The sequence below is a fragment of the Rufibacter ruber genome (assembly GCF_014138425.1).
In the GTDB taxonomy this organism is placed as follows: Bacteria; Bacteroidota; Bacteroidia; order Cytophagales; family Hymenobacteraceae; genus Nibribacter; species Nibribacter ruber_C.
The window spans coordinates 141,972-167,199 of record NZ_JACJIQ010000011.1 but is presented as its reverse complement, the minus strand read 5'-3'; the positions used below and the strand labels follow the sequence as shown (position 1 = coordinate 167,199).

The window sequence follows — 25,228 nt, the reverse complement described above, 5'->3', positions numbered from 1 at the left end:
ATGTGCGTTTTGGGGCCGTTTTTCTGAAAACAGGCCAAAAACGCACCCTGTCTCACTAAATCAATCCATTTATCGTTTTAAAAACAGAAGGTACTCAGGCTGCCTTTCCTTTTTTTCTCCTAATCATCAGATGCGGGCGTTCTTCTATTTTATTCTCTTTCTTACCCTCCCGTTTACGGGGGCGGCACAGGCTACTTCGCCGTTTGCGCACGTAGACCAGAAGATTCTGCAGCTGCCGGCGCAGCAGAGCCAGAGCGTTGAGCAGCTCTCAACGTACATCAACCAGCAGTTCAAGACCCCGCAGGAGCGGGTGCGGGCGGCGTATGTGTGGCTGGCGAACAATGTGGCCTATGATGTGGCGGCCCTGAACATGAATTTCACCATCAAGAAAGGCCACAACTTTGTGGAGCAGACCCTCAAAACCAGAAAAGCCATCTGCCAGGGTTACGCCGAAACCTTTCAGGAGCTCTGCCAGCGGGCGGGCGTGAAAACCTTCTTTGTGGGCGGTTACACCAAACAGCTGGGGCGGGTAGAGTACATCCCGCACGCGTGGTGCGCCGCCCAATTAGATGGCCAGTGGTATTTGTTTGACCCCACCTGGGGTGCCGGGTATGTAGAGGGCAACACCTTTGTAAAGAAATACAATGAGCAGTTCTTCATGGTGGCGCCGGCCATGATGATCAAATCGCATTATCCGTTTGACCCGCTGTGGCAGTTCTCCACGTTGCCCATCACCAGCAAGCAGTTTAATGAAGGGTTACCGGCGGCGCCGAATCTGAAAATCCGTTTTCACTATACAGATACGTTAAAAGCGTATGACGCCCAAGATGAGAACCAACGCCTGGCCGGCACCGCCCGCCGCATGCAGGCGCACGGCGTTGACCATGCGTTTCTGGCCAACTACCTGCAGCACCTGAACCAGGGCGTAGAAATTGACCGCTACAACGCCATCACAGACACCTACAACCGGGGCATTGACCTGCTGAACCAGTTCACCTATTACAAGAACAAAAAACAGCTTTCCCAGAAGAGCGAGGCAGAACTCAGAAAGATGCTTTCTACCTCAGTGACCAACCTGCAGGAGGCGAAAAAGCAGATGGCGTCTACCCACTGGCAGAAAGGGCAGCAGGAGATGGCGGCCTTCGCCCGAAACATTGAGCTGGCCCTGAACCAGGCGCTTTCTCAGGAAGTTTACCTGGACAGGTATTTCCAATCAGCAAACATCAAGTGAAAGCCGTATTTTAGGGGCTTGAACAGGTGTGCCCCTTATGTACCAGCGCTTCGGGAAACGTTTCTTAGACCTTTTGATTGCCGGGGCGGCCCTGCTGCTGCTCTGGCCGGTCCTGCTGGCAGTGGCGCTGGTGCTGTGGGTGGGCTTTGACGGCCATGTGCTGTTCAGGCAGCAGCGCCCCGGCCTGCACGGCCAGCCGTTCACCTTTTACAAGTTCGTGACCATGACGCAGGCCCGGGATCTGCAGGGGCACCTGCTGCCAGACGCCCAGCGTCTCACCCCCCTGGGGAAATTCATCCGGAAAACCTCTTTAGACGAACTCCCCCAGCTCTTCAACGTGCTGCGCGGTGACATGAGCCTCATTGGCCCCCGCCCGCTGCTCCTGGACTACCTGCCGCTTTACAGCGCAGAACAAGCCCGCCGGCACCACGTAAAACCCGGCATTACCGGTTGGGCGCAGGTCAATGGCAGAAACCTGCTGTCTTGGGAAGAAAAGTTTACCTTTGACGTCTGGTACGTAGAACACGTGTCGTTACGGGTAGACCTCCTCATCCTGTGGCGCACCCTGCGGCACCTGTTCAAGCCTGAAGGCATATCTGCGCCCGGCACCGCCACCATGGAACGCTTTACCGGCACCAGAGACAACCCTGCTTCATGAGTGAGAAAAAACAGAAAATAGCCATTGTAGGCGCTGGCGGCCTGGGCCGGGAGGTGCTCATGCTCCTCCACCAGATCAACCACCACACGTCCAGCTGGGAAATAGTTGGATTTTATGATGATGCCGCTCCCGCGGAAGAAAAAATCTGCGGCTTCCCCTACCTTGGCACCGTTGACCAGCTGAACCGTACACAGTGGCCGTTGCACGTGGCAGTAGCCATTGGCAGTTGTTCGGCCAAAGCCGAAGTGGTGGCCCGGCTCTTCAACCCGCTGCTGCAGTTCCCGGTCCTGGTGCACCCCACGGTGCTTCTCCTGGAGGAACAGGCCCATCAGATTGGCGAAGGCTCCATTATCTGCCAGAACTGCATTCTCACCACCAATGTCACGCTGGGCAGGCACGTGTTGCTCAACCTGGCCTGCACCATTGGCCATGACGCTGTGCTGGGCGATTTCTGCTCCCTCATGCCGCAAGTGGCGGTCAGTGGAGGCGTACGGATGGACAACGGCGTTTACGGCGGCACCAACAGCACCCTTCTGCAGAACCTGCACGTGGGGGCATTCACCACCATTGGCGCCGGAGCCGTAGTCACCAAAGATTTACCCAGTTACTGCACCGCCGTGGGCGTTCCCGCGCGTATCATCAGCCAAAGCGCATGAGCCAGCCCAAAGATTTTATCTACCTGTCGCCGCCGCACATGGGCGGGAGAGAGCAGTTTTACGTGCAGCAGGCGTTTAACCAGAACTGGGTCACCACCGCGGGCGCCAACGTAGACGGGTTTGAACAGGAGTTAGCCGCTTATCTGGGCGCTGCTTCGGCGGCGGCCTTGTCATCTGGCACGGCCGCCATTCACCTGGCGCTGCTGGCCCTGGGCGTGGGCCCCGGTGATGAGGTCTTCTGCTCCACCTTTACCTTTGTGGCCAGTGCCAACCCCATTCGGTACGTGGGCGCCACCCCTGTTTTCATTGACAGCGAACCCACCACCTGGAACCTCTGCCCCACCGCCCTGGAAGAAGCGCTACTCAACCGGCAACAGCAGGGCAACCTGCCTAAGGCTTTGCTGCTGGTGCACCTCTACGGCATGCCGGCGCAAATGAAAGAGATCCTGGAAATCACCCGCCACTACAGAGTTCCCGTCATTGAAGACGCCGCCGAAGCGTTGGGTTCCCGCTACCAGGGCCAACTCCTGGGCACCTTCGGCGAGGCCGGGGTTTTCTCTTTCAACGGCAACAAGATTATCACCACTTCTGGCGGGGGCGCGTTGGTTTCGGCCAAGGCCGAACTCATTCAAAACACCCGCTGGCTTTCTACCCAGGCCAAAGAACCGGTTCCGTATTACCACCACACCACGCAGGGCTACAACTACCGCCTCAGCAATATCTGCGCGGGCATTGGCCGGGGGCAGTTAGAGGTACTGGAGGAACGGGTACGGCAGCGCAGGGCGGTGTATGAAAATTATCTGGGCCTTTTGGCCGAGGTAGACGAACTGGAATGGCTGCCCGAGCCCGAGGGCTTTTTCTCTAACCGTTGGCTCTCCTGCTTCACGGTCAAAAAAGGCTGCTTTGTTACGTCAGAAGAGCTACGCTTGGCTCTGCTTGCAGCGAACATAGAAGCCCGTCCGCTTTGGCAGCCCCTGCACCGGCAACCGCTGTTCAAGGGCAGTGAGGTGTTTGGTGGCGCCGTAAGTGAAGACTTGTTTGCCCGCGGTTTGTGCCTTCCCTCCGGCTCCAGCCTCACGTTAGAAGACCAGGAACGCGTAGCCAACGTGATTAAAAAAGCGTTTTCGGCCTAGTTTTGGGAAAACAGCCCAAAAACGCAACAGCGGAGTTCCTTCTCCCTCTGGGAGAAGGTTAGGATGAGGGCAAGTTCGTTGCTTTTAGAGCATGTTTAAATTTGTCTTTTGCGCTGCAAATTGATATCAAAAGAACCTGGCTTTGCTTTTTTCTCGCACCATAGCGCTGCTATGCTGCTCAAAAAACGCTTCGTGAGAACCTTTCGCTCCAATTTTCGCTCGCAAAACCAAAATTTAAACAAGCTCTTTGAATAGTAAAGGCCAAGCAGAAGAAAGGCACGGAAGTAACTTCCGCGCCATAGTAGGTTTTATTGAAAGTAATCTCTGGCGCCGAGTCTTCAGACTCGTGCCGATGGGTGGTTGGAGTCTCCAGGCTCCTGTTTCACAAATTCCCAGCTCGTGGTTCCCGGCGAGTCTGGAGACTCGCAGCACATGTAAGCACGAGTTACAAACTTGCGCCAGCGCACTATTCTTTACACATTCTTCTTAATCGCCAGCGCATTAGATTTTAAAATCAATAATCAACAAAGACCAATCAGCCATTCTTAAAAGACCCCGTAGCGTCTGGAGGACCTGTGAGCGTCTGTGCCAATAGCGCACCCAATCCTGAAATTAACTTAATCCTATAAAATCCTGCATCTGACAACTTGAATTGTCCTTCTTCCAGCGGGAGCAGTAACACCGCCATTTCTGTTTTTGGCCTATTTTGGCTAAAACAGCCCGGAAACAGAAAGGCCAGAAAACAAAACATCCTGTTCCGCAGGGCGAAACAGGATGTTTGAGACAATTTGAATGAAAAGACTATTTCTTGCCTTTTTTCTCCTCGGTCTGAGCGCTTTTCAGAGCTCTTGGGATGGTTACCGTAGCCACTGGTGAAAGCGGGTTGGTCAGGATGGTGTAGTCACCAGGCGTGATTTTGTTCACTTTGATAGACTTACCCAGCTCCAGGTCAGAGATATCAACCGCGATTGAATCTGGCAGGTTAGCTGGAAGTGCTTTCACACGCAGTTTACGCAGTTTGGTCACCAGTTTACCACCGGCCATTACCCCTGGAGAAGTACCTACAAAACGTACAGGCACATCAATTTTCACTTCTTTCTCGTCTTGCAGCAACAGGAAGTCTACGTGCAGTAACTGCTCGTTTACCGGGTGGAACTGCAGGTCTTGCATGATGGCTTTGTAGTGTGTGCCTTCAATGTTCAGGTCAACCTGGTAAACCTCTGGAGAGTACACCAAGTCACGGAACAGGATAGCTGGGGCAGAGAAGTGAACTTGCTCAGCACCGCCGTACAACACACATGGAACTTGAGCTTCCTCACGAAGCGCCTTTGCTTCGGATTTACCGAGATTTGCTCTTTTAAACCCTATAATCTCTAAGCTTTGCATAAAAAATAGTTAAAAATAAAAAATGGAAAAACACTTTTGAAGTAGCAAGTATCACGTATCAAGACACAAGACTTCTTTTTTTGTGGTGATGCCCCAACAAAGGCAACCGGAGTACTTCTTCTAACTAATATCTAATAACCAACAACTACCAACTGTTAGATAAACAGCGAGCTGATGGAGTCATGGGTCACCACGTTGCTGATGGCCCGCGCAAACAGGTCAGAGAACGTAAGCACCTTGATTTTTGAGCTTTCCTGCTTTAATGGAATGGTATCTGAAATCACCAGCTCCTCCAGCACAGACTTCTCAATGCGCTCATAGGCCGGGCCAGACAACACCCCGTGGGTAGCAATGGCTCTCACCGTTTTGGCACCTTTTTCTTTCAGCAACTCGGCGGCTTTGGTTATGGTTCCGGCAGTGTCTACCAGGTCGTCTACCAGCACCACGTCCATGCCCTCCACGTCACCAATCACCTGCATGGAGGCAATCTCGTTGGCCCGCTTGCGGTGCTTGTCACACACCACCATTTCCACGCCAAACACTTTGGCGAAGCTTCTGGTACGTACCACCCCTCCCACGTCTGGCGAGGCGAAGATCAGATCCTGCCCCAAATCCAGGCTGCGCAGGTACGGCACAAAGATGGCTGAGCCGTCCAGATGGTCCACCGGAATGTCAAAGAAGCCCTGAATCTGACCGGCGTGCAAGTCACAGGTCATGAGGCGGTCAGCGCCCACGCACTGAATGGCGTTGGCCATCACCTTGGCCCCAATAGAGACGCGCGGCTTGTCTTTTCTGTCCTGGCGGGCGTAGCCGTAGTACGGCATCACCACAATCACCTTGTGCGCCGAGGCACGCTTGGCCGCGTCTACCAACAGCATCAGCTCCATCAGGTTGTCGGCCGGCGGAAAGGTAGACTGAATCAGGAATACCTCACACCCCCGCACTGACTCGTTGAAATGGACAGAAATCTCACCATCTGAAAAACGTTGAACCGTGATATCACCAAGCGGAAGGCCATAGGCATCAGCCACTTTTTCAGCGAAATATCGGGAGGCGCTCCCGGAGAAAAGCTTAACCGTAGGGTTCATGAGGAGAAGAGGTTGCCGAATGAAGTCGCAAAATTACTTCTTATTTTGGAAGGGTCAAACCTATAGCCTGTAAATACCCGTACTTTTTAAGAAATATTAAGTAAAACTACAGACGGGAAAGAGGGGAACAGACATTCAGGATTTAACTTAAAATTACCCAACCTCCCGCTGGCCCCTTCTCCTGTCCTGCCAGAACGATCTCTGGCAAATTAGATACGGGGAGCCAGTTTTGTTACCGTTCGCGGCCCAGCTCTTTTCAGGATGACAAAAGAAGAAAGTATACATCAGTACAGCCATCCCTTTGACAGCAATTACTTTCAAGCCCCTTCTACCGCAAACTTAGCGCCAGCATAGCGTGCGGTTTTGATATTACCAGTTTGTCACGGGCCCTGCACCTGCCGGAAATCTAACCTGACCTCATTTCCTGTTTTTGGCCTGTTTTGGCCAAAACGAGCCAAAAACGCATTAACATGTTGAGAAGCGCTTTTGAAGGGAGGCCGCATGCAGAATGAGAGCCTTTCCGCCGCCGGCGGAAAAAGAAAAAGCCTCTCAGATTTCTCTGAGAGGCTTTCTAGGTTGTCCGACCAGAATTAGAACCACTTTTTAAAGCGCCTTAAAAGCTATTTAAACCAATTTTTAAATAATTGTTAGTACAATGTTAGGATAACTAATGCAAGTGTTATTACCTTTGTTTCAATCAGTTAAACACTTACATTATTTAAAGAAATGAGCTATTCCACAAAAGCAATCCTTTTAAAGCCTGACAAACAAGGCTTTAGCCGTATCCACATACGGTACACCTACAACCGAAAACCATCCTCAATATCCATAGATGAAAAGATAGAGCGGGTACACTTCGATACTGTAAAAGGTCTGGTTAAACCAAAACACCCCGATTCAAGCGAGATCAACAACAAGATCAGAACAGCCCAAGCTGAATTAGAAAGCGTTGCAAGCAGTTTAGAAAATCCTGAGTTTGTCCAGGTTAAAGAGATATATGAGAAAAGAGTAGCTGAAAAGGTAGCAGCCCATAAACGCAAAAGGCTACATGAGAAGATAGACTATGTCATTAACATATCAGATGCTAATGACATAGCAAAACAGATTGCATACCATCAAAACAAATTAAATGAATTAATAAAGATGCAAAAAGAATTAGCTTTAAAAGGTTTTGGCTCTAATAGCTATGAGCATAACCAGATATTAGAATATTTAAATGAATTCATTAAATACCATGCTGACAAGCCGGTATACCAAAAACAATTAAAATCATTTAGTGTACGTTTCAAGAAGTTTACAGAGAAGAACAATATAATATTAGATTATAATATATTTGACAAAGATTATTATAATTTATATTGCAACTATCTAAAAACAGAACACAATGCAACATTAAATTACATTGGCTCTAATGTTAAAAAATTAAAAGCGTTTTTAACATGGATCAACGAAGTAAAAGGCATTGAAATGAAGAAAGATTTCAAGAAGTTTAAAGTACAAACTGAAAAAAAAGATGTAATCTATTTTACAGAAGAAGAGTTAGACCTAATATGGGATTATAAAAAAGAATGCAAAAAAGAATATAAAAAGTATATTGACCTTTGTGTTTTTGGCAATCATACTGGTTTACGCATTAGTGACATTAGACAATCAACTTTTAGAATAGAGGTTGTAGACGATGAAAAATTATTAATAGGCAGAACTGTTAAAACAGATGGCTTTTATCAAGTGCCGTTGCTATTTGATAACAGGATAGAAGAAATTCTAACTGAGCATAAGTATAATTTAAACCTAGTGTCTGACCAAAAATACAACAAGTATATAAAACAGATTTGCAAAGAAGTGTTTGCAAAACATAACATAAACCAAGAACCAATTATAATAGCAAGAAAACAGTTTGGAGATAAAGAAAAATCCTCAAAATCATTCTTTAAACATGATCTTCTTAGTAGTCATTCAAACAGACGTGGATTCTGCACAAGACTATACAAAGATGGATGGACTGAATATGACATTCTAAATATAATTGGTAGTACTTCAAGCGCTATTCTACGTGGTTATATAAGTAATATAACTAGTGACATAGTAAAGAAGGCTAAGAGTAAGCGCTTAGAGAAGTTAGAGAAGGCAAAAGAGAAGTTAAAGAGGGTACAAGCTTAAAAAAGAAAAGGACTAGCCATCAAGCTAGTCCTTTCTTTTTACACATTTGGTTACAATTAAATTCTACATGTTTTTCACTCATTTTACATTCTAAATAAATATTAATTTAAGTTTACAATCTTTACAGAGATGTTTCTTAGTTTGATCTATAGTTGCACCCTTGCCTTTTGCATCTTTCATAAAGCACTTTTGGTCTTTGGACGAACAATGGTCTATGTTCATCATATGCCCTGTTTCATGAAGAATGACTTTTTGTAACCGACTCCTTTTGCTGTTCATCCGGAATGTAGAAACAATACTTACATCCCCTCCAAGAAAAGCGAGCCCCATCACTCCCCAATGTGTATCGCCATCTTCTGTTTCTATATCCTTATTTGTTAAAGCAATAACTTTATAATTCTTGCCAGCAGAACCAGGGATTTCTAAACTAGCTAAATAATTTAAAATTATTTTGGCTATATACCTTTTTCGAATTGAGCAATACGCTGCTTCTGGTAGTTTATATTGACCTAAAATCTTAACATCAAACCCATAGAATTTTTCAATTTCTGCAGCTGCATTGTTAATTTTACTAACCGGCATATTATTCATATAAACCAAATAAATAACTTTCCTCCTATTATCTAAACTATTTAATAAAATTCTATAATTACAAAAAATAGTAATTAACAATATGCAAATAATAACTAAAAATAACTTAACTCTAAAAATTCTCATTCAACATTATATAAAACCAATAAACTTTAGCATCAGGCACTTCTAAATATTTATATTATCAATCCTAAACTAACTAATGGTAAAATCTTTGACAAAAACCATTTTCAACAATATATGTGTTACTATTCAAGCCCTCTTTTGTAAAAATACCGTTGCCAATAACATTTATTAGTTCTCCTTTAACTTCCTTAGATGAAGCCATTCTTCTCCCCCTACTATCATACATTACTAAAGCCTCTTCCATCTCTATTACTACCATATGTTTACTATAACCATAGAGTTTACCATTTTTGATAGTTCTCACAATTATTTTACCCTTTTCATCAAATATGGAAAGATAAGAATCTTCATGTACTACAGAACCAATCAATATATTTTTACGATTATCTTTATTAAAGTTACGCTTACTATTTTTTCTAAAAATCAACCTATATACTATCTTAATAACATAAATAAACATAAAACTAGAAATAACAATTACTAAATACTTTATCCAAGAAGACCCAAAAAGATCATCCTTACTAACATAATTTATTGAAAGAAATTTACTTGACACGTACCCCTGCAAGCCATCTTCTGTTTCAATATAAGACCACTTACTCCCATTTGACAAAAGCTTTACAACCTCTCCCTTATCCGATTTGCCAATAACTTGAAATCCTCCTCCGGCTCCTTCCCTAATATTAAGAGAATTCCCCTTTATGTATCTTAATTCTTCATTAGTACCAGTCTCACCATCAAAACTTCTCTCGGCAACGTTTTCATCAGTCAAGTTAGCTTCATCAATATTTTCAGTTGATTCATCAGTGCTGATATTTCCAAAATCTTTGCCACTAGATTTACTATTCTTTTGCTCTTCTTTTTTCTTCTCTGCTGCTGCAAGCTTTTTAGCATGTGCTAACGAAGTAATTGGGAAAATTTCGTTTGCTATCATCTCTCCATTTTCATACCACTGGTAAAACCAAATCCCTAAGGAAGATATTTTAAAAGCACCTTGCGCAACACCATGATTAAAATTTCCGCTAGCCTTTATACTACCATTATTGAAATACAGAATATATCTCCCATGTTTTCTCCCTTCACTATCTACATGATATCTCTCCTTACATGTTTCAGTGTCGTATTCATCCTGACAGGGCAGCTCTTGTGAAAAGGCTGAAAAAGATGCTAATACTAAGACTAGACTTATAAAATGACATTTAGATATATGAATGAATGATTTCATTTTAATTATTTAAATATGAGCCTCAATTGCTTTAACCGATTTTTCTAAATGATAAATTGTCAAAAATCAACAATTATTTCACACTTTCTACTATTTTCACATTCTTAGCACAAGGACCTTTTGTATTAATTCCCTCTTCAAAAGAAACCAACTGCCCATGCTTTATTTTTTTCAATTCAGCAGACGACTTTAAATCAGCAAAATCGGAATAATGGGCAAAATACCTTTCACTTTCAGATTCTATAAAGACATAAGTATCGCTTTGACCTTTTATAAGATTTCCGATTTTTGTACCATCTGCAATTTGGGCATCTAAAAGATAACTTAATGAATCATCTTCGAAACGCTCTGCATATTTAAAAATTAGTTTTCTATTCAAGTATATAAGGCTTATCTGGTTTTGATGAGCTAATATAACCTCTTTTATATAAGCCTTAGAGTTACTAACTTCCGTAGCAGGAATCATACTTATGAAGGTATGTAATGCCTCACAAAAGTTTTTAATCATTTTAATATCTACAATCCCCTTTTCATCACACTTGTCAAATGTTTCAAATGATTTTTTAAAATGGCTTATACCATTATCAATATCGTTTTCAACTCTTAAATAACTTTGTCCATTATGAGCATAAAGAGAAATTAATTCTGTATATGCAACTCTTAAATTTTGTGGATCTAACTCAGTCTTGGAAATAAGATTTCTAATAATTTGAATTGCTTTATTATATTCCTTCATAGTATTATAACACCGTGCAAACAAAAAAGACGTGTATGGATGTTCCGGCTTAATTTTATGAAGCTTTTGTGCATATTCTAATGCTTTCTCTGTGTCTTCCAAATGAAACAACAAGAATTGAGCATAAAAGAAAAGCAACCTAGGGTTTTCAGGAGCAATTTCTAAACCTAATAAATAATCATCATCGGCACTTAAAGTATCTCCATTAGTCGCTTTCATGAAAGCACTAACTCTGTAGACCTCATAATAGTTGGGATCAACATTTCTTGCTTCGTTGACTTTTTGATATGCTTTTGTATAGTTGCTAACCCTGGAATAATTTAAAGCTTCTGATAGTAGCTTTGCAGCAATTCTCTGATTAGGGGTTTCACATGACAAGGCGTTAATTGAAAATTCATTATAGCTATTAATTTTCTTAATATCTTGGATACCAGAGTTCAGTTCTTTTGATTTTCTAGTAATTTTTTTTACAAATTCCTGTTCGACAGGGTGCTTTTGTGACAAGAATTCTTTTGCAAACTCAGGTATATAGTAATAAACTTCTTCCAAATTAGTTGCATCTATTATTTCTCGGCTAATTAATGTTGTCTTAAACAACTCTATTAAAAACTTCCTAGCTTCTAAAGTATCATAATCAGAAAGATATAGTATTTCAGCACTACTTAATTTTCTTCTTGAAGCCCTTATTGAATTCAGAACAGATATAGCGCCTTCACTTAGTTTTTCATAAACGTTTGTTAAACAGAAATTAAGTAAATCATCTTTATTATTTAAAACTTCTTGTGGTGAAATACCAGTCTCAACTGTGGATACAAACCACTTTAATGCTAATGGATTGTAATAAAGTTTAGAAGCTATTTCAATTAGAGTACTTTGAGGAAGTTTCATCAATATATCACTATTTCTGATTCTTGCAATCTCTCTTATTAATTTCGCACACTCTGTATCGGTAAGTCCACTTAGAGTTCTAGGATACTCCAATTCTCCTAGTCCAATTCTAGAAGTTATAACAATATTGCATCTAGTTTGAGCATTTCGTATAAAATTTCTAACTTCTTCACTCTGAATTGTTTCTAGATTATCAATAATTATCAACGTTTTAAATAATTCAAGATACTCTAATATAGAATCAATTTTATTCTCTTTTATAGATGAGTCTAATGTGTCTGAAATAATTGAAATTAATCCAGTATAATCTGTTATTGCAGTGTAAATCTCTTCTATGCCTTTTGAAGTTAACATTGTGGTTTTAGCAGATGTCCAAATAATTAATTCGAATGGACATTTATCCCCCATATCAACTAAATCGTAAGCTATTTTTACAGCTAATGCAGTTTTACCTATACCCCCATCACCTAGGATACTTACTACTTTATTGGAAAAAATTAATTTCTTAATTTCATCTACATCTTTTGTTCTACCAATAAAGCCAGTATCATCAAAATCAGGAATAGGAAGGTTATGCACAACTTTACTTGGGATATCATAATTTGCTAACTGCGGAAGCCTAAGTGTTAAAATATATGATGGATCTTTTTCAATTAAATCCCGAGTATCAATTGAAAATTTCCAATCTATTGGTGAATTATGTTTTAAATTTTGAATGAAATCATACACAGCAGAAAAATCACCACCTAATAAAGGTCTAGTATGCATTACCCTATTCCGAACAGGAATTAAGTCAGTTAAATTCTGAAAGATTGACTTCAAATAGTCAACCAATGGCTTAGGTAGAAAAACACAATTTTTATTTAATATATTGAAAGAGTCATAGAAATCTATATAATCTACAACATCGTCAATATTATTTTTAAAATCTACACCAGGATTGTCTTTTCTAAAACGATCCAAGATCCTTACTTCAAGTTCAGAATCTTTAATAAACTTTAAATCACCTTGAAAGGGTGTAATATATTTTTTTATAGCATTTTTAAGATCGATCTCTATGCCATATATAAATGCTGCTAATGTTAACCTTATTTCTGTAATCCTAGCCATAAATTTTTGTCAACTGTCGTTAATGATGTAAATTATTAAAATCCTGCGATTACCTATTATAACTAAGGAAAATTTTTAATATAAAAAACGAATGTTTTTTTAACTCCCCTACCCTGTTTTATTGATAGCCGCTGAATCGCAGCAAAGGCACAATAGAAAGTAAAAAAACTCAGTTAAATATTCAAAGTAATTTATTAAATTTGTATAACGAGATATTTAACTAAATTCCTTGCTTATGCTTATTGGCTACGCCAGAGTTTCTACGCTTCTCCAAAATGCCGACTTACAACAAGACGCACTCATAAAAAGTGGTTGTGAGAAAATATTTACAGATAAGATTTCAGGCACGGTCAGTGAAAGACCTGCCTTGGGTAAGGTAAAGGAAATTCTAAGAAGTGGGGATACTTTAGTTGTATGGCGATTAGACAGGTTAGGCAGGTCATTGAAAGACCTAATAGAATGGATGAATTTTTTGGAGAGTGAAGGAATCGCTTTAAAAAGCTTGCAGGAGTCCATTGACACAACTACCGCTACTGGAAAACTCGTATATCACATCTTCGCATCCATATCTGAGTTCGAAAAAAGCCTCATTCAAGAACGTACGATGGCGGGGCTTGCTGCTGCCAGAGCCAGAGGACGCATGGGTGGTCGCCCAAAAAAAATGAGTGAAGAAAAACAGAAACTCACAATAAGGCTTTACCATGAAAAACAGCATTCGGTTGATGAAATATGCCGAATGATGTCTATATCCAAGCCTACTTTGTACAACTATTTAAAAGGCGCTATTGCAGATAAGGATGAATCAATTGGTCTCTAGTTTTGGCTCTCGTTGGTAGAGCAAATTGAGTCAGCAAACCGGTTTGCCAATGCATCTATCTCATCTCTTCTAGCTAATTCTCCAAGCCATTCATTAGGGATACTGTTAAGACCATAGACCAATGAAGTTAAGCCACTAGTAACGGCTGATGTGGTATCTGCATCAAGTCCAAACCTTACTGCTTTCACAGCCGCCTCTTTGAATGATTGCGTAGTAAGTAAGCAATAGACCGAAGCCTCCAAGGTGTCTACCACATATCCAGATGAATTGATGAGTTCTTCCGGTAAATCAGAGATGTTACCACTTAGCAAAACATCAAAACATCCTAACTCCTGCTCTTTGATATCGATTGAAATCAGGTAATTTTTAACTGTTTCGTTTGCCAGCCTATATGCTTCTAACTTTTCCGTGCTGGACAGTAGGAGCCTGGCAAATTCCAAGTAATAGAAACAGGAGATGACTGACCGATTGTGGGCATGGGTAATACTACTTACTTGTTTTGTCAACTCAAACCGGTCATCTATCTCTATATCCTTTATATAGAAGACAAGTGGCAGGATTCTCATTAAGCTACCGTTGCCGTTACTGTATTCATCATTATCCCCACTTTCCAATGGCGACACGCCACTTTTAAGACGTTTTATGGCATTCCTGGTAGATATACCGATATCAAACACCGTTTTTCCATCAGCAGCCCATAACCCATCGTCATACCACTTAACAAACTTATCCGCAATATCTTCCAAGTCGAATCCATTGCAAAGAGAATCTGTCAAACAAAGAGTAAGGCAGGTATCATCGGTGTATGTTCCCTTAGCTTGGTTATGGGTGCCACCATCCCTGTCAACTATTTCTTGGAACATTTCCCTAATTTCGTTCCGACTGAGAAATTCATAACTCCTGCCCAAACTATCTCCACAGGCTATACCCAAAAGTGCCGCCTGTATTCTCCCTGATAAATAATTTGAATCCATGTTTTAAGATAACTGCTAAACCGTCATTTCTTGATCCGATTTGTTCAATTGGAGTTGACCTTAGTGTTGTTCTATCTATATAATTCACCTGATTCCAGACAGTGTTTTTGTACCTCCTTCAACCACGTGTCATACCAATACCACTGTTTGGCAACCAATATTCCATAGTTTTTCCCAGCCACTTTTGCATTTAGTCCCTTCCAAAGCATTGTGTGCTGGTGAGAGCCGAATTTAGAGTACCCTTGGTTTTGCATCTCCTTCCAGATATCGGTAGGCAGATATTTCCTTTTCTCTTTTTCCTTTATCACCACGTACTCCTGATTCAGGGATGCAGCTTCCGGTGAGTCCGCCTTGATAAATTCAATCACCTTATCTGCCTGACCTTTATGGTTTACCAGTTTAGGCACGTACAACACCCGATAAGAATACCTGATGTCATTATATTCCTCATCCGTCAATGATTCATCGAATGCATTGATGTAAGAGGATATATTTTTAGGCAAGTCAGTAAATTGGCGCAGTTGCGTAGCGTGATCTTCGTCAATAGTGGAGAACTGCAGGGAGAATGACAGATATTTGTCTATACTGTAAGATTCACCGAACATGGTCTTAATATGCGTGTTGTAGTTTAGGCAGCAAGCCTGAAACCTGGCACTCAGGTAATCATCTACCCTGCGGCTCATCTGGTGTTCTATCTCGTGTCTTAAACCTATCAGAAATTTCAAATTTGATTTTGCCACCGGATCAATAGGGCAGGCGCTATCATCTAGGCACCGCTCCAACTCCCAACACTTGAAGGCACCCTTCTTCGTTTTATCGTACCTTCTTATACCGTTGTTTTCTTTATAGTACCTGTATTCTACTTTGTTCCCCTTGTAATAGGCATGGAGCAGATACATCCAAGCGATATTTGACAAGACAATGAAGCTTTCCGACTTGAACTTCATGTTAGGGTTATTGAAGATTTGTACGGCACAGAGCATCGCCTCCCTGGACTTAACCAAAAGTTCTTCTTTGAATGACTTTATCTTTTTCACTTTCTGAATATTATATGGAATAATTGTGGTTGCTGAAATAAATCTTTTAAACCTGCAAATTGCCTTATGAAGATAAAAGCCTAAAGACCTTCTTTCTAAGAATCTCCTTCGCTTTAAACAACTAGGCATTCAAATTCACGCATCTGAAATTCAACCAACAGCTGACCCTCTGCAGTTTTTTCCTTTTTATCTTTCAAGTCTATTGATGATAGTCCAAAAACTTATGTCTGTTCTATATTTCTTAACTAGAAATCGAGTTAAACCTAGAATTTAGAGAAAAAAGATGGCGCTTAATGTAAGCTTATTTTATTTATATCAATTTTTTTACCATCAATTTTGAAGACAAAATGGTGGTCTGTCTGTCCGATAAGCGTTGAATCACCATAGTGTAATTGTCTATGGTGGTTAGCGCATACAGTGATTAGATTATCCATACTTAAAACACCATTTTTCATTGAACTAACTGGCTCTACATGGTGGGTTTCAACATAATACTCTCCGTTTGGTTTCTTAAAAGATATAGGGTTTAAGTTCAGGGATTCACATATAAGACATCTATAACCTGTTAACTTTTTGACCTTGGCTGCAATTGCACCTCTTTCTATATAAGTGGAGATGCGCTGTTTTACCTCAGGGGTTTGCTTTGCCATCTTCCTTTCTAATACAGCTATGTCTTTTAGATTATCAGCACTGTATCCTTTGATTACATCAAAATAGTCCTCAACATTAGACTTCTGATTGATATAATCAACCAAGGCTGGAAATTTCTCTACAAAAGCTCGAAGCTTAGTATTGTTAGGGTTTTGCGTAAGAGCAACTGAAATTAGGTTGTAGACATTGTCGGAGTTCAGGTAATTGAAGCCTCTTTGGGAAATTTTTTTATCTTTTGGGAGTAAATTGTTTTTTGCAACGATGTCATTGCTTATCAAAAGCGGGTTTTCGAGGTGAATTATATCACTTGGATAGGCTCTTATATTTCCTCCATCATATTTTCTGTAAAGCCTATGCTTTGCTTGACGGGGAAAGTTCTGACCAAATTCTGGGTTTCCATAAAATCCCAGAATTAGTTTTCTGTTAGAATTCTTATAGTCACTACTACACAGAAAGATGATTTTAACAGAACCTGATTTATCGGGAGCAGGTGCCTTTCTAAGCATTGGGGTATATCCAATGTAATACCCATCTTCTTCTGGTGGAAAGATTTCATGTCCGAAATTCAAACTTTCGTGTGCATGTGACTCATCCTGAACATACCCATATTTTGACCGATTTAAGTCTTCTTTGCTTGGTTCGCCTGCCCATTTGTTGCTGTTCCATGACATGGAGGCAAGTATTCCGTAATTTTCTATGATATCCATAATCTTTTCCAGTGCTCTTTTAAATTTGAAATGACTTCTTCATTCATGGCAGTAACCTCATTCATGGAATATGTAAAGCAGAAGGTTGATGATTTATCCAATTCTTATAAAAAGTTTTGATTCTATTCAGTAGTTCATTGTAACCAATATCAGTGGCTTCTATGTTTTCTTGACCACATTTCTCGCTACCAAACCATTTTTCAAGCTGCCAGCCAAATGTTTTGGTTCTGATTTTAAGAGACACCTGACCACGCTTCATTTCAATATACCCACCGTTGGACTTCTGAAATTCACTATTGATTCCGCTATCATTCAACTTCTTACAAAGAGTTGTTAGGGTATGGTATCTAGTAGAGCGAATCCCCCTGTTCTCCACAGTCCGAACCAAATCATTGAAGTATTGGTAATATTCTCCTGCCAATTCGTCCCCGTGAAAGTGCTCTGGCAGCAATTCAATTATTTTTTCAAAAAAATGGCTAAGAATCACCAGTTTGAACTCTGTTGTCTTCTTGGCTTCACCAATAGGCTTTTTCCTGAAAGGTGAAAGCACTAGAAAGTAGTGTTTTTTCTTTGGAAAAGCTGCCTTCGTGAAATCAATGTACTGTTTCAGTGGATTGTTAAGTTCATGGTTGATTTTGAACTCTATACAGACAACAAAGTCATTGCCTATGATTAATAAATCAATTCTTTTGTCATTGCCTGCTGGCTCTTCCACCTTAACCTTTATAGAGTCTGGCGTTAAATCTATTTCTGATGTCCGGTCAATACCATTGCCACCATTTCTTTGCGATCCGGGTTCAGTTGTAATATCATCAGGAGATTTGATTTCTAACCATTGGGTTTTCAACAAAGCCCTGAGGAAAAGGGTACCCAGTCTGTGTTTTTCCTTGGGTCTAAAGAAGAAGCCAAGAACCCTGGCAAACGGAACTTCACGTTCATGAACTTTCAAAACCTCCATGAAGGTACTCCTGGGTTCTCTATATATGATTTCGTTTATTCTATCCATAATCAATTAATATTTGCCCCCCAATTAACCTTCTAATTTTATATTCCATGAGATGCAGTTCAATACGCCTCCATCGTCAGCAATTTCATTGCTGTTGACAATAGCCAAGTTATAATTAGGGAAAAGGTTCTCCATCTGCTTTGCAGCCATTTCATCTTCCCTTATCCCGAAAGTGGGTAGGATGATGGTTCCTTCCATCTCTAAATAGTTGATGTAGATACCGTTTGCCTGTATTTTCTCTATGTTGTCGTATGGGTTGTATGGTATTTCCACCCAGTTAAGCCCTGCGTTGTGCAGCGCCATCCTGAACGTAGACTGGAATTCGGGTTTCTCTTTTGAGTAGTCGTTTATTAGAACCGTATGATTATCCAGAAAACGTACCATTCCGTCTGCATGCCCAATCTTATCTGCTTTATCGGTAGGTATAAAAATAACATGATCAACCTCCAAGTATTCACTCAACTCCTTTATCAGCCTTTTTTCAGGAACGCTTGGGTTTTCCCTGAAAACTTTGTCACACATTATTACCTTGTACTTACTGCGGATAACATTGCCACCGTCTAATACTATGGGAGACTTCACCGGTACTACTCCCATTGTTGCACAGATGGCATCAACGTCTGAGATGGTCTTCCTAAGCTTTATAGTTTGGAGGTAATCTGGATTATATACGAACTGCACGAATCGGTCAGAGGCTACTTGAACAGGCATATAATCAACTGCCCAGACATCCTTGGTTTTTGGCAGAAATGAGTAATTTACTTCATGCTGCCTAAGTACATGTTCCAGACTTTGGCAAAATGTTGGGTAGAACTGCGGTAAGGTATCTGCGAGGTAAAGGAGATTTTTTTCACTGTCAGTGACCATGTTACCAATCAGAAATTATTTGGGTTAACTCCTTTACTCACTAGCCACCCATGGTCAAGATGGCAAAAATTTGGTTTGTTAATAGGAACAGCATGATGTAAACCATTCCACACCCAACAGTGAGCCAAAGACCAGGCACGATGTGGGTAAGCAGGGAGGTTCGCCCTAAAGCCGTTCGCTGTGGGTGTGAAAATGGAGCAGGCAGTTGTGGGAGCAATCCTATCGGCAATAGAGTTCTTTAAGGTTAGCAGCCAACCGGTTGGCTTGAACGTGAAGTAGACATGCTTTATGGACTTGGTTGAGTTAATGTAGTCCACTATGGCATCTGCATTGTCATCAAGCCAGCCATTTCTGCCCATTATTTTCAAATGAGTGTCTTTGTAGTCTTCCCATATATATTCATTGTTTACTAGGATCGAGCGTCCCTGCTGCTCCACTGGGATGTTCGGTCTTGTACCCTGCACCACGTCAGCGAAAGTGATTCTTGCTTTCTGACAGACTTGGAAGATTTGTTCCAGATTTGGAGTATCGTTAAGTACTGTCCTTGGTTCTGTTAGGGCATTTCCATTATTAAGGAAAAGGTTCGCCATGATAGTCCACATGTACATTCCCCTACCGTAAAAGAAGTCAGCATTATTCCAGTCCCATCCATGGTTGAACGTTCCTATGATGATGACCTCCGGCTCATAAGGGATAGTGTCCAAAATTGCGCGATGTGTTTCAAATCCATTTTCCCAGTTGTAATTATAAAATCTGTGTAAAATTGGCATCTATCTCAATTTGTAAATCTGGTTCGGCTTAAAGAATTTAAGTGTTGAGACCAGTTGGGTTAATTATTATTTGCAGTGATAAGCTTCCAATACGCAACGGCATTCACTATTTGATCCACATAAACTTCCCTTGTTTGCTTTGTTTGAGCAGGGTGATAGACATCCATAAAGAGTTTGCCGTCTTTTATCCAAGCACCGCAGTTTTCAAAGCCTTTTTTTCGCTCAACAGCGTGCTCATTCCCGATGCCGAATCTTTCTCTATATAAAAGGAATGTACCGCAGAAGATGTGAATGTCAGGCTGTAAGGTTGCGATCTGTTGCAGGATTATATCTTTACAAGATTGATAGCCTTGGGCAAGGTTCTTCCAAATAGTGCGGGTGCCTGTAAGGGAAGGGAATTTGTTGGCATTTATTAAAGCAACTTTGTTTATAACGTCACACATTTCAGGCTTATTCCTAATGTACGGCATCTCTTCCCAAGTCAGGAACCCATTCAAGATGCCGTAGCTGGCGTAGATGATTGGGTGCCAAGTTGGGGTGGCTGCGGTACGGAAAAACTCCCAATAGGCATCTTCCTGCCCGTAGTATTTCTTTATATGCCAACCTTCTTCCTCATCAGTATAAGCCTCCTTCAAGAACCAAGCTATTTTAGGACTGCTTTTAAAATATTGTTCCCCATCCACGACACCGTCAATGATGGTACCAGTAGGGAATAACTTCTCGTATGCTTCGATTTCTGCCAATGACATAATATTCTGGTTTTAGTTTAGCCCGTAGGCTCTGGTTCCAAGTTTCTTCATATATAGGTACTCTATTGCCACTACCTCCTTTTTGGAGAGGTTGGCGGGAAGTGGCTGTAAAACGGAGAAGCGGAAGTTTCTCCCGTAACCAGGGGTAGCGCAAAGTTCTATTAGCTTTTTATTGCCGCCATGCGAGTTGTGGGTGTACTCGCACCAACGTTGCCAAATCCCTTCTGTGCCGCAGGCAGAACCAACGTATTGGTTGCCAGTCTGGGAGTCCAGTACAAGATAAATTCCGTTCACGGCTGAAAGGTGGCTTTTCCAGTCCTGGTTCGCCTCTGGGTTTTGGGTCAGCTTTTGAAGATCATCAAAGTCCAGGACAAAGTTCAGCAGACCTGGAAAAGAGCCTAAGAAGCCTTGTGGCAGAATTTGCACAACCTCTTTCGGCTGCTTATGGTACCACTGGTGCCAAGCAATGGCGTTGTCTCCCCAGTCAACCACTACACGGTCAACAAGATATTCAAATCCATCAACCTGCTCCAAGTCATAATAAAAGGAAGTTTCACGTTTCTCTACCCCGTTCACCTTGAAGATGCCGAACAGTAGTGATTTCGTGCCTTCCTGACCCATAAAGGAAATAATGAAGTCGCAGTCTTTGAATACCTCCTTGCTCTGCTCTCTCTGATATTCCAGAAGTTTGGATTTGTCCTTAATCAGATCACGGTACTCACGCCTGCTGTCTTTATGCCGCACCATTTTCACTTTCGAATTCCGGAACAAGTCACTCTTAAAGTCGAGTATATCTTGCAGCGTGAGTGTGGTTGCAGATTTGTATGGGGAAGGTTCTTCAAAAGCTAGGTCTGGTTTAGAGCCAGGTAAATCAACCTTCTTGCCATGGTACACGATTTCTATTAGGTCAACAATAAAGGTCAGAAGCCTGCTCCTAAGGAATTCTGGGTCATTTATATACGTGACAGGCTCCGGGAGAGAGTGCAGATGTTTATTACAGAGTGCTGCTTGGTTGAGACTCATTCCCATTTCAGGGAGCCAACTGATGTCCGCCTTATGGTACTTCTCAAACAGGGATAACAGTAGCCTATATAACTGGGTATAAGAGTTGTAATCTGACATCCCTTCATCAAGATCACGTTTCTCTAACTTCTTGATAATGCTAGGGTTCTCGAAATCTATCTTGAAGTGCCTTGACTGGCGCTTGTATGACATTTCAGAACTCTCCCTTGCCAACGGGTTGCCGTTTTTAAAACTGGAATAAGCATAGGCTAAGTTTTCTAGGGTAAGCCCTAATGGTGGTTCTACTTCATTTGTGAGATAATTCCTAAACTCGTCCAGTGAGGAAAATATGGCAATATCAGTGTAGTAATTGGCACCTCGGGCGTGTGCAAGAGCCGCACCGTTGATGTTCTGCGTCCCGAAAACAGATTCCTCCTTGAATTTCCCGGTTCCACGGAATTTCAAGGTTACCGCATCAGAGCCTAATACTGCTAATTGCAGGTTAGATTTCGGGCATTCCCAGAAATCATCTTTATTGAGCAGTAATTCTACTTCTTTATCGTGAAGTAAACATTCTGGGCAATAGCCATCATTATAGATAAGTTCCATGATTTGATATGAAATAGGAAGACAATATTGCTAATCCTAAATATACCAAATCTCTTTAAATATTGACATTTAATCTTTTACTCATTCATCTTTGCATAGACCTTCTTCAACATCCAACTCTTCACTAACTGCGAGAACTCATCATTGTCCATGATCTTGGAGAAGATATCCTGGTTGAGTTCCATTCTCTGAATCACCTTATTCAGGAACCGGTCTTCAAAGCCGAATTTAAAGTTCTCGATTGAATTGCTTTTGGCTTGCAGGGATAGGTCTTCATCCAACATCAACTCTGCCTCAATCTGGTCGAAAAACAGCTTGTCTGCCTCCGTGAACTCAGTACCGAACCGGTTATTTAACACTTTGATGATCTCCGAAAGCTGCGCCTGCTCTTCCTTGTTCAGCCGCATGCCTGCCTGGGTGGTGCCTTCCAGACCGTACTCACCCTGGTCTTCCAGGACTATGTTGCCCTCGCTTATTTTCTGTATGCGGTAATACTCCAATGCCACTTCATCATCCAATCTTATCCCACCACCACCGGAATTTCTAGGAAGCTTATTATAGAGTAACCTTCCGTAGGCAAAAAGTTTCTCCATATCTAGGTCATGGAAAGGCATGATTTGGGATAAGAAGGAGTAAAGCCTGATAAATGAAATGAGCGTGTGTTTGAAATCCTCTTTCTCTTCGTCCGTGGGAATACATTTATACCGGTCAACGGCAGGGTCTACTGCTGCATCCAGTTTCTTCTGCATCTTGGCGTTCACCCTTTCCATGGATTTGAAATAAACCTCACAGAATGCATCAACTTCTGACTTCCAGATAATCTGCGCTGACTCAATCTTGTATTTCAAATCAGACAACAAGTTGGGGTCAGTGGGCGTGTCAACCGTAGTCAGTTCATAATAGGGCTGAAAGGAGTTCAGGATATCTTCCTGCTCGTTTGCGAAGTCTAATACAAACGTGTCATCCTTTCCCTTAGCCGTTCTGTTCAGCCTGGACAGGGTCTGAACAGCCTTTACCCCAGACAGCTTCTTGTCAACGTACATGGTGTGTAACAGCGGCTGGTCAAAACCGGTCTGGTATTTATCAGCCACCAACAGGACTTGGTAGGCATCTGTCTCAAACTTTTCCGGCAGTTCTTTTTCCCCGAATCCGTTCAGCGCCACCTCTGTCAATTCACTGCCATTGTCCAAAACTTTACCAGAGAAAGCAACCAATGCCCTTATATCAGAATAGCCTTTCTCTGTGATGTAGCGCTTGAACTCCATGTAGTAGCGCACCGCATGTAGTCGTGAGCCTGTCACCACCATAGCCTTTGCTTTGCCACCGATCTTCTTGGAGACCACCTGCCGGAAATGCTCAATCATGATCTCTGTCTTCTGCGCCAAGTTATGAGGGTGCAGCGAAACATACTTCCCAATGGCTTTGTTTGCCTTCTTTTTGTTGAGCGCAGGGTCATCCTCTATGGCTTTTGTCAACTGGAAGAAGGTCTTGTAAGTGGTATAGTTCTTCAACACGTCATGGATGAACCCCTCCTGTATCGCCTGCCGCATGGAGTATAGGTGGAACGGGCGTGGCTTTCCATCGGCACCTGGTTGACCGAAAACGTTCAGGGTTTTCTCCTTAGGCGTGGCGGTAAAAGCGAAGAAACTCAGGTTGGGCTGCATGCCACGGGCAAGCATTGACTTGCGGATATAATCCTCGGCATCTTCTTCACCAGAATCCGTTTCGCTTTTCTCTGCCTCTTCCAGTGACTTGGCAGCCAATATCTCCTTTATTTTCTTGGAAGACTCACCGTGGGCGGAAGAGTGCGCCTCATCCTGGATAATTGCGTAGCTTCTGGCGGGCAGTTCCTTTACCTTGTCCAAAATAAACGGGAACTTCTGCAAGGTGGTGATGATGATATTGGAACCAGCAACCAATGCATTGGCAAGCTGCGTGGAGTCTTTGTCAATCTTCTGCACCACGCCCTGCTTGTGGTCAAACTGAAAGATGGTGTTCTGCAACTGCTGATCCAATACCTTGCGGTCTGTAATCACTATAACACTATCAAAAACACGTTCATCACTGACATTGTGCAGACTAGATAACCTGTAGGCAAGCCAGGCGATACTATTGCTCTTACCAGAACCGGCTGAATGTTGAATCAGGTAATTCTTTCCGGCACCATTCTCCCGGGCATGTATTGAAATCTTCCGTACCGCATCCAACTGGTGGAATCGTGGGAAGATGATAGTCTCGTTTTTATATTTCTTTCCGTTGCTCTCATACTCACTGATCTGTAAATGGACGAACTTACTCAGGATGTCCATCCATGAATCTTTCGCCCACACTTGCTCCCATAGATAGGAAGTCTTATAACCATCTTGGTTAGGCGGGTTACCGGCACCGTTTTTATACCCTAGGTTAAAGGGCAGGAAACGGGTATTCTTGGCATCCAGTTTGGTAGTCATATAGACTTCGTCTTTGTCTACCGCAAAGTGCACCAAAGCCCTCTTCTTGCCCTGGAACAGTAATTCCTTGGGGTCACGGTCTACCATGTACTGGCGCTTAGCGTCCTCTACATTCTGGTTAGTGAATTGGTTTTTGAGTTCACATGTTGCCACCGGCAAACCGTTAAGACTCAACACCAAATCCAAAGAATTCTCGTTCGATTTGCTGTACTTAACCTGTCGGGTCACCGTGAGTTGGTTAAGATCATACAGCGCCTCCGCCTCAGGGTTCAGATTTGATTCCGGCTTGAAGTAAGCCATGCGAAATTTCACGTTGTAGTCACTGATCCCGTTGCGCAATACATCCAGTGTTCCTCTCAGTTCTAATTCCTTGTAAAGCCGGTGGAGTAGTTTTTTCTCCATCTCATCCCCGTGTATCTGGCTGAGGTTATTCCATGCCTTCGGCTGCGTGGATTGCAGGAATGAGAACACCACTTTCTCATCAAAAGCCAGGTCTTTGTTGAAGCTGAGCCTGTCGCCTTTGGTGTAGCCACCTTGGTCAACCAGGTAATCTTCAATCGCTTCTTCGAAAGTCTGTTCGGTATGGATGCCTGTTGCCATG

The 25,228-nt window shown here is 42.3% G+C and carries 20 protein-coding genes; 6 read left to right on the top strand and 14 right to left on the bottom strand.

The features are described 5' to 3' along the window. Positions 1-130 precede the first annotated feature (130 nt). From FHS90_RS13975 to FHS90_RS13960, 4 genes are read left to right on the top strand one after another with little or no spacing between them, the layout of a single operon-like run. The gene (locus FHS90_RS13975) at positions 131-1,231 is read left to right on the top strand and encodes a transglutaminase domain-containing protein (RefSeq protein ID WP_182513490.1); all 1,101 of its coding nucleotides are present in this window, start codon (positions 131-133) and stop codon (positions 1,229-1,231) included. 37 nt (positions 1,232-1,268) lie between these two features. Continuing rightward, the gene (locus tag FHS90_RS13970; RefSeq protein WP_182513508.1) at positions 1,269-1,889 is read left to right on the top strand and encodes a sugar transferase; all 621 of its coding nucleotides are present in this window, start codon (positions 1,269-1,271) and stop codon (positions 1,887-1,889) included. Then, positions 1,886-2,545, top strand: a complete 660-nt coding sequence (locus FHS90_RS13965) for an acetyltransferase (RefSeq protein WP_182513489.1) — start codon at positions 1,886-1,888, stop codon at positions 2,543-2,545. The genes FHS90_RS13970 and FHS90_RS13965 overlap by 4 nt, the downstream gene beginning before the upstream one ends. Then, on the top strand, positions 2,542-3,678 hold the full coding sequence (locus tag FHS90_RS13960) for a DegT/DnrJ/EryC1/StrS family aminotransferase (RefSeq protein WP_182513488.1): 1,137 nt from the start codon (positions 2,542-2,544) through the stop codon (positions 3,676-3,678). The genes FHS90_RS13965 and FHS90_RS13960 overlap by 4 nt, the downstream gene beginning before the upstream one ends. An 801-nt stretch (positions 3,679-4,479) precedes the next feature. On the opposite strand, the gene FHS90_RS13955 is transcribed toward FHS90_RS13960, so the two are convergent. Beyond that, positions 4,480-5,064 carry a 50S ribosomal protein L25/general stress protein Ctc gene (locus FHS90_RS13955; RefSeq protein WP_066829745.1) on the bottom strand — a complete coding sequence of 195 codons (585 nt, stop codon included), beginning with the start codon at positions 5,062-5,064 and terminating at the stop codon, positions 4,480-4,482. A 155-nt stretch (positions 5,065-5,219) separates the two neighbouring features. Continuing rightward, positions 5,220-6,152, bottom strand: a complete 933-nt coding sequence (locus FHS90_RS13950) for a ribose-phosphate pyrophosphokinase (RefSeq protein ID WP_066829748.1) — start codon at positions 6,150-6,152, stop codon at positions 5,220-5,222. Positions 6,153-6,878: 726 nt separating this feature from the next. Here FHS90_RS13950 and FHS90_RS13945 point away from each other — a divergent pair. Next, positions 6,879-8,312 (top strand): hypothetical protein, encoded by a 1,434-nt coding sequence (locus FHS90_RS13945; RefSeq protein WP_182513487.1) that lies wholly within the window; start codon positions 6,879-6,881, stop codon positions 8,310-8,312. A gap of 90 nt (positions 8,313-8,402) precedes the next feature. Here FHS90_RS13945 and FHS90_RS13940 read toward each other — a convergent pair whose 3' ends face one another. From FHS90_RS13940 to FHS90_RS13930, 3 genes are all read right to left on the bottom strand, one after another. Next, positions 8,403-8,894, bottom strand: a complete 492-nt coding sequence (locus FHS90_RS13940) for a hypothetical protein (protein ID WP_182513486.1) — start codon at positions 8,892-8,894, stop codon at positions 8,403-8,405. Between the two features lie 208 nt (positions 8,895-9,102). After that, positions 9,103-10,254, bottom strand: coding sequence for an SH3 domain-containing protein (locus FHS90_RS13935; protein ID WP_182513485.1), 1,152 nt, complete (start codon positions 10,252-10,254; stop codon positions 9,103-9,105). 73 nt (positions 10,255-10,327) lie between these two features. Continuing rightward, positions 10,328-12,988 (bottom strand): NB-ARC domain-containing protein, encoded by a 2,661-nt coding sequence (locus tag FHS90_RS13930; RefSeq protein ID WP_182513484.1) that lies wholly within the window; start codon positions 12,986-12,988, stop codon positions 10,328-10,330. Between the two features lie 235 nt (positions 12,989-13,223). On the opposite strand from FHS90_RS13930, the gene FHS90_RS13925 reads away from it, so the two are divergent. Beyond that, the gene (locus FHS90_RS13925; protein WP_182513483.1) at positions 13,224-13,805 is read left to right on the top strand and encodes a recombinase family protein; all 582 of its coding nucleotides are present in this window, start codon (positions 13,224-13,226) and stop codon (positions 13,803-13,805) included. Here the strand turns inward: FHS90_RS13925 and FHS90_RS13920 are convergent. The 9 genes from FHS90_RS13920 to FHS90_RS13880 form a co-directional block, all read right to left on the bottom strand. Next, entirely contained in the window at positions 13,802-14,779 is a 978-nt protein-coding gene (locus FHS90_RS13920; protein ID WP_182513482.1) for an ADP-ribosylglycohydrolase family protein, read from the bottom strand. The genes FHS90_RS13925 and FHS90_RS13920 overlap by 4 nt on opposite strands. 71 nt (positions 14,780-14,850) lie before the next feature. Continuing rightward, complete coding sequence (locus FHS90_RS13915; RefSeq protein WP_220483070.1) at positions 14,851-15,816, bottom strand: DUF3644 domain-containing protein; 966 nt, start codon at positions 15,814-15,816, stop codon at positions 14,851-14,853. 290 nt (positions 15,817-16,106) lie between these two features. Then, positions 16,107-17,174, bottom strand: coding sequence for an HNH endonuclease (locus tag FHS90_RS13910; protein ID WP_182513480.1), 1,068 nt, complete (start codon positions 17,172-17,174; stop codon positions 16,107-16,109). 61 nt (positions 17,175-17,235) lie between these two features. Next, positions 17,236-18,132, bottom strand: coding sequence for a PD-(D/E)XK nuclease family protein (locus FHS90_RS13905; RefSeq protein ID WP_182513479.1), 897 nt, complete (start codon positions 18,130-18,132; stop codon positions 17,236-17,238). A gap of 72 nt (positions 18,133-18,204) precedes the next feature. After that, positions 18,205-19,047: an agmatine deiminase family protein gene (locus tag FHS90_RS13900; protein ID WP_182513478.1), complete on the bottom strand. Its 843-nt coding sequence runs from the start codon at positions 19,045-19,047 to the stop codon at positions 18,205-18,207. Between the two features lie 8 nt (positions 19,048-19,055). Further along, entirely contained in the window at positions 19,056-19,817 is a 762-nt protein-coding gene (locus FHS90_RS13895) for a hypothetical protein (RefSeq protein ID WP_182513477.1), read from the bottom strand. A 59-nt stretch (positions 19,818-19,876) separates the two neighbouring features. Then, positions 19,877-20,566 carry a hypothetical protein gene (locus FHS90_RS13890; protein WP_182513476.1) on the bottom strand — a complete coding sequence of 230 codons (690 nt, stop codon included), beginning with the start codon at positions 20,564-20,566 and terminating at the stop codon, positions 19,877-19,879. A 12-nt stretch (positions 20,567-20,578) separates the two neighbouring features. Next, positions 20,579-22,177, bottom strand: coding sequence for a GIY-YIG nuclease family protein (locus FHS90_RS13885; RefSeq protein WP_182513475.1), 1,599 nt, complete (start codon positions 22,175-22,177; stop codon positions 20,579-20,581). Positions 22,178-22,254: 77 nt separating this feature from the next. Continuing rightward, a complete protein-coding gene (locus FHS90_RS13880) occupies positions 22,255-25,227 on the bottom strand; it encodes a type I restriction endonuclease subunit R (protein ID WP_182513474.1) in 2,973 nt (990 codons plus the stop codon). Between the last annotated feature and the right edge of the window lies 1 nt (position 25,228).